The sequence below is a fragment of the Klebsiella sp. 10 genome (genome assembly GCF_018223925.1).
GTDB classification, from domain to species: domain Bacteria; phylum Pseudomonadota; class Gammaproteobacteria; order Enterobacterales; family Enterobacteriaceae; genus Klebsiella; species Klebsiella pneumoniae.
Map to the genome: position 1 here is coordinate 73940 of NZ_JAGRRB010000007.1, position 11751 is coordinate 85690.

Sequence of the window (11751 nt, forward strand, 5' to 3'; positions counted from 1 at the left end):
TCAGGCGCTGTACCTGCCTTTATGCCGGGCGGCGGCGATGCCTTGCCCGGCCTACAGAAGACAGGCATTCATACACCGTAATATCAATCGGTTGCATTGATATCCCAGGCCCGTGCAAGCGCAGCGCCGCCGGGCAAGAACAGCGGGCGCGGAGCCGTTTTATGCCGGGCGGCGGCGCCGCCTTGCCCGGCCTACATAACACAGGCATTAATCTGATTTAATATCAAACGGTTGCAGTGAAATCGTAGGCCCGTGCAAGCGCAGCGCCGCCGGGCAAGAACAGCCGACGCGGAGCCGTTTTATGCCGGGCGGCGGCGTCGCCTTGCTCGGCCTACATAACACAGGCACTAATCTGATTTAATATCAAACGGTTGCATAGATATCCCAGGCCCGTGCAAGCACAGCGCCGCCGGGCAACAGACATCAGGCATCGTACGCGTCCTTTTGCCGGGCAATGGCAGATACGCTCGCGCTATCTGCAAACCAATGCCCGGCCGGCTCCTTAGCGTTCTTCGTTAAACACCGCGCCCACCTGGCGCCGCACCTCATCCATCACCTGCAGATTCTGCAGCACCCGACTGAGCGGCCGCAGCGGCGAGTCCTGCAACCCCTGCCCGATGCACCAGGCAAAATGCTCCGCCTGCCAGAACAGCTGGTCGTAACGATTGCGCGGCTCTTCCCAGCGCAGCACCTGCCCGCCCTGGCTGGCGGCGAGCGTGAAGCCGCCGGGGGCGTAAAACTGGCCGTCGATCGTCAGGGTCGCCTGGCGTCCGGCCACCACCGCCCCGCCCGGCGTGTTGCTGAACAAAGTGGTGTTTAACAACCCCTGCATCCCGTTCTGCCAGCCGAACAGCATCGACGTCTGACCGTTCAGCCCCTCCGCCGTGGCGCTGCCGCAGGCGACAATCTCCTGCGGCATGCCGCCCACCATCAGCGCAAACGAGGTCACATAGCTGCCGAGGTCCATCATCGGCCCGCCGGCAAGATCGGCATTGAAGATGCGGTGCTCGGGGGTGAAATACTCGCCGTGATCGGCCAGCAGGGTATGCAGGTCGCCGAGCGCCCCATCCTCCAGCAGCTGGCGGATCACATCATATTTCGGCGCGTAATCGCACCACATTGCCTCCAGCGCCAGCTTCTCCTGGCGGGCGGCTTCGGCCTGCAGCTCACGCCCTTCGCCGAGGTTGAGGGCGAAGGGTTTCTCTATCAGCACGTGTTTGCCCGCCTTCAGCGCCTGCATGCCGTCGGGAAAGTGATGGTTGTGCGGCGTCGCAATATACACCGCATCAATATCCGGACGCGCCAGCATCTCCTCCACCTGGCCGTAAGCCTGGGGGATCCCCCATTCCGCGGCCACCCGGTCGGCCTTCGCCTGGCTGCGGGAAACCACCGCCACCACCTGCTGCCGGCTGTAGGTTTTCAATGAGTGCACAAAGCGCTCGGCGATCCAGCCAGGACCGATAATGCCCCAGCGCAGGATGGGAATGCTCTGCGCCGCCGGGCGGCGCGGGGTTGGTAAGTGTGACGGAAACATAGCGGCTCCTTAGTCTTTAACCACGTTCACCCAGCGACGGCTGGCCATCGAGGCTTCAATCGCCGACAGCACGCGCTGATTCTGCAAACCAAATTCAAAGTTGGGATAGCAGTCGCCCTCCCCGCAAATCCCCTGCACCAGGTCATGCACTTCGATCACCTTGACGTCAAAATAGCCCAGCCCGCCGCCGCCAAAATCGAAGCCGAAGAAGCCGGCATAGGCCGGGATCTGGCTCCCGGCATACAGCGTCTTAAAGCCGCGGTCATGTTTGTCATCGTTGAAGCGATAGACCTGCAGCTCGTTAAAGCGCTCCCCATCCATATACAGCGTGCCTTCGGTGCCGGAGACCTCCCAGAACACGCCGAAGATCCGACCGGCGGCGATGCGCGAGGCCTCAATCACCCCCGCGGCGCCGCTGTCGAAATTGACCAGGCACTGAACCTGATCGTCATTTTCCACTTCCCGCCACTCGGCATCGGCCGCGACCCGGCTGGCATACCCGGCATCGGTCTGCGGCACCGGACGCTGGCGCAGGCAGGTTTGCGCGCTGGCGGTCACTTCACGGATCCCGCCCAGCAAAAACTGGGCGACGGACAGGGTATGGGCGCCGAGGTCGCCAAGCGCCCCGCTGCCGCCGAGGGTTTTCGAGCAGCGCCAGGACCAGGGCAGGTTCGGGTCGTTATAAAACCCCTGATCAAAGGTGCCGCGAAAGCGCACCGGTTCGCCAATATCTCCCCGGGCGATAATCTGCTTTGCCAGCAGCGCCGCCGGCGTTTTGATGTTGTTAAAGGCCACCATGGTCTTCACCCCCGCGCGCCGTGCCGCCTGCGCCATCTCCTGCGCCTGCTGCTCATTGACCGCCAGCGGCTTCTCGCAATAGACATGTTTACCCGCCGCGATCGCCGCCATCGCCATTGTGTAGTGCAGATGGTTCGGCGAGGTGATATCCACCACATCAACCTGCGGATCGTTTACCAGCTCGCGCCAGTCGCCGTAGGCCTTTTCCGCCCCCAGTTTCGCCGCGTGGCGTTCGGCCATCGCCTGATCCTGATCCGCCAGCGCGTAGAGATGCGGGCGCTTGGGCAGATCGGGATAGAACATCGCCGCGCGACGGTAAGCGTCAGCGTGTGCCTGCCCCATAAAACCTGAGCCGATAAGGCCAATATTTAACCGCGCGCTCATGATGCGTACTCCTCTGACGATGAAGGGGAAGATAAATGGTGCGCCAGCCAGGCATATGCGCGGCTGGCGGTGGCCAGCGGCGGCGCCATCGCCGGGTCCTGCTCGGCTTCGATAATCAGCCAGCCGCGGTAGTCGCTGTCCCGGACAAAGTCGAGGATCGGCGCATAGTCGATGCAGCCGTCGCCTGGGATGGTAAACAGCCCGGCGCGCACCGCCTCGTTAAAGCTCAGGTTTTCCCGATACAGACGCCCCAGCACCTGCGGACGCACGTCTTTCAGATGCAGATGGCGGATACGGTGGCCATATTTGTGCAGTACGCGCGGGATCTCGACCCCGGCGACAAAGGCGTGCCCGGTATCAAACGCCAGCCCGACGTTGTCATGGGTGTGAGACAGAAACCGCTCCAGCTCGTCATCGTGCTCCACCAGCATCATCAGATGATGGTGATAGGCCAGCTGGAGGTCATAGTCGCGCAGCAACAGGTCAGCAAAGGTATTCAGCTTGTGGCAATACGCCGCAAGGCTGACGCGGCTTAACGGCGGCGAGAGCGAAATAGGCTCATCAAGCGGGGTTTCACCTGGCAGTTGCCCGCATTCGCCGTAAACCATCACCTTCGCGCCGAGCTGCCGGAGGAGCTGGGCGTGCTCCCGCACCGCCTCCAGCTCCGCTTCCACGCTGCGGTCGGCCAGCATGCCGCTGTACCAGCCGGACGCCAGGCGCAGGTCAGCCGCCGCCAGCAGCGGGCCCAGGGTTGATGCCTGGCGGGGAAATTTCCGTCCTAACTCAATGCCCTGATAGCCCGCCTCCCGCGCCTCGCGCAGGCAGGTATCCAGGGGAATATCACCGCCTAAATCCTCGAGTACATCGTTGGTCCAGCACAGGGGGCTCACGCCCCACCGCAGTTGCTCTGTCGCCATCTTGTTCTCCTTTCCACCCTGTGGTCTTGTCTGGCGTCACTATAAGCAGGTGACGACCGACGATGAAAACGGAGAAATGATGGAAATCCATCATTGCGCTGGCGGTATATTCGCTATTTCAGGTAACCCTGAAAAATAAATGGAAACAATGCTTGCCGCCGGCTTATTTTGCGGATAAAAATTACTGGCTTAATAACCCGCTTCAGAGGTTATCCCTTTCATTCGAAATATGATGATAGCAATATGAAAAAAACTCAACACCGCACCAGCGCGGGCTTTTGCCGTGCGCCAAGGACAGGCCTGCTATTATTTGCCTGAATGACACATAGCCGCTTTTAAAACATCAAATAATTAACATTCTCTCTGCAATAATATGACAAGCTGTGGGAAGGTTGGCTTGCGAAATAAGCATGAAACTTTGATGCTTTACTAATAAATAACCCCAGAGCCTCTTGCTAATTACTTATCAGGACTGGTTGGGTTATTTTATTCTGACGCCAACGGGAGAATACACCAACGTGTATCCCTCTCTCTGGCCCGGCACGCCGCTATCGCGATGAGAAACAATAAGATGAATAAGACCTGGCTTTTCACCACCCTCACCCTGGCGCTGGTCGCCGCCGCGCCGGCCCACGCCATTAGCGCGAAATACCGGGAACAGCTTGAACGTTCCGGCTGCACGCAGATGACCGACGGGATCACCTGCGATATTCATAAAACCAAAGCCGAGAATGCCGCCGCCGCGCAGCAGGCCGACAGCGGCTTCGGCCCCTGGGTGGGCACCTGGTATGTTTATACGGAGTATGGCGATAAAATTGATGAGATTACCGTCACCGCTAAAACGGTGAAAACCCGCGGCCATCTGGTCGAGGAGGGGAAAGCCAGCCAGGGTAAACTGACCTTCCGGGTGAAAAGCTCAGCCTTTACGCTGAACGACGCCTTTAACGGCGTATGGGCAAACGGCAGCCAGCGCGGCACGTTGCAAAAAGTCCTGTAATAACATCGCTCTGCCGACAGGCCGGGGATAATGCAGGGAGAACCTCCCGGCGCAGGCCGGGAGGGAGTGCAACGGATTACTTCTGCGGACGCATGGCCGGGAAGAGGATCACGTCGCGGATGGTATGGCTGTTGGTAAACAGCATCACCATGCGGTCGATACCGATACCCAGACCGGCGGTCGGCGGTAGGCCGTACTCGAGGGCGGTCACGTAGTCTTCGTCGTAGAACATCGCTTCGTCATCGCCCGCCGCTTTGGCGTTCACCTGATCCTGGAAGCGCTGCGCCTGGTCTTCGGCATCGTTCAGCTCGCTGAAACCGTTACCGATTTCGCGGCCGCCGATGAAGAATTCAAAGCGGTCAGTGATTTCCGGGTTGACGTCGTTACGGCGCGCCAGCGGAGAAACTTCCGCCGGGTATTCGGTGATGAAGGTCGGCTGAATCAGATGCGCTTCCGCCACTTCGTCAAAGATTTCGGTAACTATGCGTCCCAGCCCCCAGCTTTTCTCTACCTGAATACCGATAGATTCCGCCAGCGCTTTCGCCGCGTCGAAGTTATCCAGATCCGCCATGTTGGTTTCCGGACGGTGTTTCTTGATCGCTTCCCGCATGGTCAGTTTTTCAAACGGCTTGCCGAAATCAAACACCTGGTCGCCATACGGCACTTCGGTTTTGCCCAGCACCGTCTGCGCCAGGGTGCGGAACAACGACTCGGTCAGTTCGATCAGGTCTTTGTAGTCCGCATACGCCATATACAGTTCCATCATGGTGAACTCTGGGTTATGGCGTACCGAGATCCCTTCGTTGCGGAAGTTGCGGTTGATTTCAAACACGCGTTCAAAACCGCCAACCACCAGACGTTTCAGATACAGTTCCGGCGCGATGCGCAGGTACATATCCAGATCCAGCGCGTTGTGATGGGTGATGAACGGACGGGCGGACGCCCCGCCTGGGATCACCTGCATCATCGGGGTTTCGACTTCCATAAAGCCACGAGCCACCATGAACTGGCGCATGGTGGCGAGGATCTGCGAACGGATACGGAACGTATGACGCGACTCTTCGTTGGCGATCAGATCCAGATAGCGCTGGCGATAGCGAACTTCCTGATCCTGCAGGCCGTGGAATTTATCCGGCAGCGGGCGCAGGGCTTTGGTCAGCAGGCGCAGCTCGGTGCAGTGGATCGAGAGTTCGCCGGTTTGCGTTTTGAACAGCTTGCCGCGGGCGGCGATGATATCGCCGAGGTCCCATTTCTTAAACTGTTCGTTGTAGACGCCTTCCGGCAGGTCATCGCGCGCCACGTACAGCTGAATGCGGCCGCCGACGTCCTGGAGGGTGACGAAGGAGGCTTTGCCCATCACGCGACGGGTCATCATCCGACCAGCCACCGCAACTTCAACGTTCAGGGAAGCGAGTTCATCGTTGTCCTTCGCATCGAATTCAGCATGCAATTGGTCAGAGGTATGATCGCGACGGAAATCGTTGGGGAAAGCTACGCCCTGCTCACGCAGCGCAGCCAGTTTTTCGCGACGAGCTTTCAGTTCATTATTAAGGTCAATGGCCTCATCGGCACCTTGTGCTTGTTGTTCAGACATATGGATTCCTCATAACCTTGCTTTCAAACTAGCTTCGATAAATTGAACCAGGTCACCCTTCCGCGCGGCCTGTCTCTGGGAAGACACCAGAGCACAATCTTAACGATCCTGGATTCACTCCAAGCTGATCTCACTCAGCTATGGCTTCAGTAACGGTATTTTTTATCGTTGGCCTCCGCGCATGCCAGAATATCCTCCTCCTGTTCACTAAGCTGTGCAAGGAGCGACTTCGCGCTCCGCTGTTGAGGTAATGTCCCCGGTCGCGCTGCGCTTACCGGGGCTACGAATCGCAGCCCGGACAAGGTGTTTACGCCACGAGCCGGGACGAGCGTCAGGCGCCGCCGCCGGTAATTTCACCGGCAGCCGCACGACGTTTGCCGACGCTACAGGCCGCGGCAAAGGCGATAATGACCATCACCGCCACGCAGCCAAGGGTCCATTCGCCCATCTGCGCGAAGAAATGCTGATAGGCGGCAATCGCCGTATCGCTGATTTGCGATTCGGTGGTTTGCTGGGCGACCACGCCCGCCAGCCAGTTGGCCACCGCGCCGGTGGCCAGCATATAAATGCCGGTCAATACGCCGGTGACGCCGGGCATGTTCAGACGGGTGATTTGCGCCATCGCCACCGGGTCGATAAACAGTTCGGCAAAGCCCATCATCGCCAGCCCGGCGACCATCATGCCCATCGAGGCCTGACCGTCAGCCGCGCCATGGCGGGCATTGAGCGCCAGCAGCATAAAGCCGCCGCCCATCAGCAGCAGGCCGAAAGAAAATTTCAGCCAGACGCGCAGCACCGAACGCACGCTGCCTTCCGGGCGCATCAGCCACGCCAGCACCACGCCGGCCGCCATCACCGCTATCGCGTTAACCGACTGGAACAGCGCGGTCGGCACGTCCCAGTTCAGCAGACGACGATTGACGAAGTGGTCGATAAACAGGCTAATCGAGCTCCCGCCCTGCTGCGCCAGCACCCAGAACAACGTTCCGGCGAGCATCAGCAGGACGATCTGCCACAGCGCGCGACGATGCTCCGGGGCTTTGATCATGATCCGCGCCACCATCTGGGCGGCGAACAGGCAGACGATCGCTAGCAGATAGCCGGACCAGTTGTTTTGCAGCAGCAGCGTGAAAAATACCGGCGCCAGGCAGAGCATCACCAGCAGCCAGCCCCAGGTCGGCAGCACGAACTTCACCGCCCGCAGCGCCGGTTTATCGACGCCGCGGGTATGCCGGAAGTGGCGGCTGCCGCTTAAGAAAATCATCAGGCCGATAAACATACCGATCCCCGCAAGGGCGAAGCCGATATGCCAGCCGTACCACTGCGCCGCCAGTCCGCAGGCGATGGGCGCGGCAATCGAGCCGACGTTGCCGGCGGCGTACAGCAGCGAGAAACCGCCGTCGCGACGCGGGTCGTCGTGAGCGTACAGTTCGCCAAGCAGGCAGCTGATATTGGATTTAAACAGGCCGTAGCCGCAGATGATGATCGCCAGCGCGACGTACAAACTCCATGCGGAGGTCGACTCAACGCCCAGCACCACATGGCCGAGGGTCATCAACAGCGCCCCGGCAATTACCGCCGTGCGGTTGCCGAGCAGGCGGTCGGCAAGCCAGCCGCCGAGAATAGGGGTAACGTAAACCAGAGATGCGTAAGCGCTGAACAGGCTGATGGCGTGGCTGTCGTCGAAGCCAAGCTGGTGGGTAAGGTAAAGGATGAGTAAGGCGCGCATGCCGTAAAAGCTGAAGTACTCCCAGATCTGGATCGCAACGATGTAGTAAATCGCGCGCGGCTGTGAGGGTGTTTTCATGTGTTCTCCTTGCAGCGTGAAAAAGGGAAGTGGCAAGCCACTTCCCTGGTGTGCGTCTATTACTTGTTATTCTCTTCTTTCAGCACTTTAACGGTGTAACGACCATCCGCCTGACGATAGGCGCCGTGGATATCGGTTTCGAAGCCTGGATAGTGGGCGCCGATTTCGCACAGCATCTGCAGGAACTCCAGCACCGGACGGCTCTCTTCGGTGATCATCTCACCCGGCATCACCAGCGGCACTCCCGGAGGATACGGCAGGATCATGTTGGCGTTGACGCGGCCGACCATCTCTTCGAGATACACTTCTTCCGTCTGACCGTGCAGCTCTTTCTGGAACGCGGCATACGGGGTCATCACCATCGATGGCAGCACTTCAAACGCGCGGAACATCAGATCCGGCAGGTTGTGATGCTCAATCAGTTTGTGAATGTTCTGCGCGAGGTCCTGAATACGCATGTTTTCATAGAATTCAGGATCTTCACGGTACAGCGACGGCAGCATGTTTTTCACCCGCAGGTTCAGGTCGAACGCGCGTTTGAAGTCGGTCAGCGCACGCAGTAGGCTCAGCGCTTTAGTCTTATCGATACCGATACTGAACAGGAACAGCAGGTTGTACGGACCGGTTTTCTCTACCACGATGCCGTGTTCGTCGAGATATTTCGCCACGATGCTTGCCGGAATACCGAAGTCATCCATGGTGCCGTCTTTCTTCATCCCCGGAGTCAGCAGCGTGACTTTGATCGGGTCGAGGTACATGTGTTCGTTATCGATGTTTTTGAAACCGTGCCATGCGCTGTCGGAACGCAGCGGCCAGCATTCAGGACCATCGATATGCTCCGGCTGCCAGACGTCGAAGAACCAGCCGTCAGACTCGCCTTTCAGACGTTTGATCTCTTTACGGAACTTGATGGAACGTTCAATAGAGCCATCGATCAGACGCTTACCAGCGTTCCCCTTCATCATCGCCGCCGCGGTTTCGGTGGACGCCACGATCCCGTAGTGCGGGGAAGTGGTGGTGTGCATCATGTAGGCTTCGTTGAAGGTCTCTTCGTTTACGTCGCCTTTCACGTGGATCATCGACGCCTGGGAGAACGCCGCCAGCAGTTTGTGCGTGGACTGGGTTTCGTAAATCACTTTCCCTTCGACGCGGCCGCCGCTCATCCCGCATTTGCCTTCATAGATCGGCGAGAAGTTGGTGTAAGGCACCCACGCGGAGTCAAAGTGGATGGATTTCACATCCAGGGTTTTCTTGATGAAGTCGGTGTTGTACAGCAGACCATCATAGGTTGAGTTGGTGATAACCGCGTGTACCGGCCAGGTCGCATTCGGCGTCTCTTTCACACGCTTGGCGATAGTCGCGTGCTGGAATTCGCTCTGCGGAATACCGCCGAGGATACCGTAGGCGTTACGGGTCGGACGGAAGTAGATCGGCGTAATGTCGCTCATCATCATCAGGTGAGTCAGCGATTTGTGGCAGTTACGGTCAATCAGCACGGTGCTGCCGGCCGGCGCGGAGTACATGCCGACGATTTTGTTAGCGGTAGAAGTACCGTTGGTCACCATGTAGCTGCGTTCTGCGTTAAACACGCGAGCGATATACTCTTCCGCTTCTTTGTGCGGGCCGCTGTGGTCCAGCAGGGAACCCAGTTCAGAAACCGAAATGGAGATATCGGATTTCATGGTGTTGGAGCCAAAGAAATCGTAGAAGATGCTGCCTACCGGGCTTTTCTGGAACGCGGTACCGCCCATGTGGCCTGGGGTACAGAAGGTATATTTACCTTCACGGACATATTTGAACAGCGCTTTGGTCAGCGGCGGCAGAATGGTGTCGATGTATTCGTCAGTGTTCTGTTTGATTTTGTTCGCGATATCTTCCGCAGCGCCCAGCGCATATTCGAAGAAGCGAACCTGCATGCGCAGATCGTTCAGGCTAACGTCCAGAGTGGAGTAGGTGTTAGCGAACGCATACAGCGGCATGTACTCGTTCATTTTGCTGATTTCTTCGCACAGTTCGAGATTGTATTTATCCCAGTCGAAGATCACGCCGCACAGACGAGAGTTGTTTTCAATAAGTTTTAATAAGTCGTCACGGTCGTTCGGGTAGACAATACGGAAGTCCAGGCGTTCGAGAGCACGATGCAGTTCACGGATGGGTTCTTCTTTGAAGTAAACCCCCATGTGATTCATGATTGCAATAACGTTCATAGTCAAATCTCCAGATGTAGAAAGCCCCTCCCGTCGCGTGATGACAGGTGATGGAAGGAGCCTCAGGAAAACGGGTTGCTGATTAGTGCGCGTTAGCGGTGGTGTTGTTATCCGATGCGTTGTTCTGGCGCTGGTGCATTTTGCGACCGTAGAACATCAGGATAATCAGGCTAACGATGAAAGTGCCGGCCAGTTCGAAGGAGCTTGCGCCCATCAGCGCGATGAAGCAGAACACGCAACCCAGTACCGAACAAATCAGGCTAACGAAGTTACGGATGTTGATGCCTTCGAAACGAATCAGGTCAACACAGGAGTAGAAGTAAGGCAGCATGGTCAGCAGTACCGCGATACCGGTCAGTTCGCCGAACAGGTCAGAGGCTTTACCACCGGCGGAGTTCATCAGGGTAATCAGCACCATCAGCGCGGTCATTTTCACTGCGGCCAGCAGCAGGCCTTTTTTCGGAATACCGTTGTTATCAACTTCGCCATACACTTTCGGGAAGTTACCGTCGTTGGCGGCACGTACACCGGCCTGGCCAACCAGCATCATCCACGAGCCCAGAGAAGTCAGGCAGGCAAAGGCGGTGAAAGCGGATACCATCGGTGCAGCCCAGCCGCCGAGGATGGTAGAGGCGCTAATTGCGAACGGCGCACCGGACGCGGCCATCTGAGAAGCAGGATACATACCGGCGATAACCTGAGTCGCGGCGATGTAGACGATACCGGCCATCGCAGTGCCCAGCATGGTAGCCAGCGGCACGGTACGTTTCGGGTTTTTCACCATCCCGGTACTCACGGCGGCGGATTCTACGCCAACGAAGGCCCACAGGCAGAGCAGGATACTTTTAATAACCGCGTGGCTATCGGTGGTGCTGGAGGTATTCCAGTTCGCCTGATAGGTAGCGACATCAAACCAGTGCCAGCCGACGACCGCGGTCATGACTACCGGAATAAGCACCAGTACCAGACCAATAGTGGTCAGACGGCTGACCCAGGTCCCGCCGAGCATATTAACGAAAGTAAAGATCCACACGATGGCAATACAGGCAATACCTGCTGGCACCGGGTTATTTAAAATTGGGAAGAACGTAGAGAGATAAGAAACTGCGGTAATCCCGATGGCCAGGTTACCAATCCAGTTTGCATGATAATAAAGGACACCGGTCTGGAAACCGAATGCCGGAGATATTTCGCCAGCGTAGGCAATAGGACCGCCCTGCTGCGGGTTTTTAGTGGCCAGTCGGGCATAAACATAAGCCAGAGACATCGCACCAATAATTGAAATCACCCAGCCCCAAATGGCAATACCACCGATGCTGGCCAGGTTCGCAGGTAATAATGCAATCCCGCTCCCCATCATATTACCGGCGACGACACCGGTACAGGCAAATAGCCCGATCTTCTTGGCAGAACTCATGGTTGTTTTTCTCCTAAGTTTATTTGGGAGGTACAGATCATGATACAGAACCATTAATTGACCCGACCAACTGCCAACAAGATTACTGATTTGTAC

General features: G+C 57.7%; 8 protein-coding genes. 1 reads left to right on the top strand and 7 read right to left on the bottom strand.

Annotation, left to right across the window (positions count from 1 at the left end; translation table 11 throughout):
* Positions 1 to 502: 502 nt before the first annotated feature.
* From KHQ26_RS08510 to iolE, 3 genes are read right to left on the bottom strand one after another with little or no spacing between them, the layout of a single operon-like run.
* Positions 503 to 1534 carry a Gfo/Idh/MocA family protein gene (locus KHQ26_RS08510; RefSeq protein WP_029497349.1) on the bottom strand — a complete coding sequence of 344 codons (1032 nt, stop codon included), beginning with the start codon at positions 1532 to 1534 and terminating at the stop codon, positions 503 to 505.
* A 9-nt stretch (positions 1535 to 1543) separates the two neighbouring features.
* Positions 1544 to 2716: a Gfo/Idh/MocA family protein gene (locus KHQ26_RS08515; RefSeq protein ID WP_004142667.1), complete on the bottom strand. Its 1173-nt coding sequence runs from the start codon at positions 2714 to 2716 to the stop codon at positions 1544 to 1546.
* A complete protein-coding gene (iolE, locus tag KHQ26_RS08520; RefSeq protein WP_002892496.1) occupies positions 2713 to 3633 on the bottom strand; it encodes a myo-inosose-2 dehydratase in 921 nt (306 codons plus the stop codon). Before iolE ends, KHQ26_RS08515 begins: the two co-directional genes overlap by 4 nt.
* 571 nt (positions 3634 to 4204) lie before the next feature.
* Between iolE and KHQ26_RS08525 the strand changes: the two genes are divergently transcribed.
* Positions 4205 to 4630, top strand: coding sequence for a hypothetical protein (locus tag KHQ26_RS08525; RefSeq protein WP_020316409.1), 426 nt, complete (start codon positions 4205 to 4207; stop codon positions 4628 to 4630).
* A 76-nt stretch (positions 4631 to 4706) separates the two neighbouring features.
* Here the strand turns inward: KHQ26_RS08525 and lysS are convergent, their stop codons facing one another.
* The 4 genes from lysS to cadB all read right to left on the bottom strand — a co-directional run bounded on the left by lysS (position 4707) and on the right by cadB (position 11655).
* Positions 4707 to 6224, bottom strand: coding sequence for a lysine--tRNA ligase (gene lysS / locus KHQ26_RS08530; RefSeq protein WP_002892491.1), 1518 nt, complete (start codon positions 6222 to 6224; stop codon positions 4707 to 4709).
* A gap of 331 nt (positions 6225 to 6555) precedes the next feature.
* A complete protein-coding gene (gene dtpD / locus KHQ26_RS08535; RefSeq protein ID WP_004151795.1) occupies positions 6556 to 8031 on the bottom strand; it encodes a dipeptide permease DtpD in 1476 nt (491 codons plus the stop codon).
* A gap of 59 nt (positions 8032 to 8090) precedes the next feature.
* Positions 8091 to 10238, bottom strand: coding sequence for a lysine decarboxylase CadA (cadA, locus tag KHQ26_RS08540; protein WP_002892486.1), 2148 nt, complete (start codon positions 10236 to 10238; stop codon positions 8091 to 8093).
* Between the two features lie 82 nt (positions 10239 to 10320).
* Positions 10321 to 11655, bottom strand: a complete 1335-nt coding sequence (cadB, locus tag KHQ26_RS08545; protein ID WP_002892484.1) for a cadaverine/lysine antiporter — start codon at positions 11653 to 11655, stop codon at positions 10321 to 10323.
* Positions 11656 to 11751 lie beyond the last annotated feature (96 nt).

Bases quoted from the DNA above. Each gene is read 5' to 3' on its own strand.
- KHQ26_RS08510 (WP_029497349.1), bottom strand. From the start codon at position 1,534: ATGTTTCCGTCACACTTACCAACCCCGCGCCGCCCGGCGGCGCAGAGC.
- KHQ26_RS08515 (WP_004142667.1), bottom strand. From the start codon at position 2,716: ATGAGCGCGCGGTTAAATATTGGCCTTATCGGCTCAGGTTTTATGGGG.
- iolE (WP_002892496.1), bottom strand. From the start codon at position 3,633: ATGGCGACAGAGCAACTGCGGTGGGGCGTGAGCCCCCTGTGCTGGACC.
- KHQ26_RS08525 (WP_020316409.1), top strand. From the start codon at position 4,205: ATGAATAAGACCTGGCTTTTCACCACCCTCACCCTGGCGCTGGTCGCC.
- lysS (WP_002892491.1), bottom strand. From the start codon at position 6,224: ATGTCTGAACAACAAGCACAAGGTGCCGATGAGGCCATTGACCTTAAT.
- dtpD (WP_004151795.1), bottom strand. From the start codon at position 8,031: ATGAAAACACCCTCACAGCCGCGCGCGATTTACTACATCGTTGCGATC.
- cadA (WP_002892486.1), bottom strand. From the start codon at position 10,238: ATGAACGTTATTGCAATCATGAATCACATGGGGGTTTACTTCAAAGAA.
- cadB (WP_002892484.1), bottom strand. From the start codon at position 11,655: ATGAGTTCTGCCAAGAAGATCGGGCTATTTGCCTGTACCGGTGTCGTC.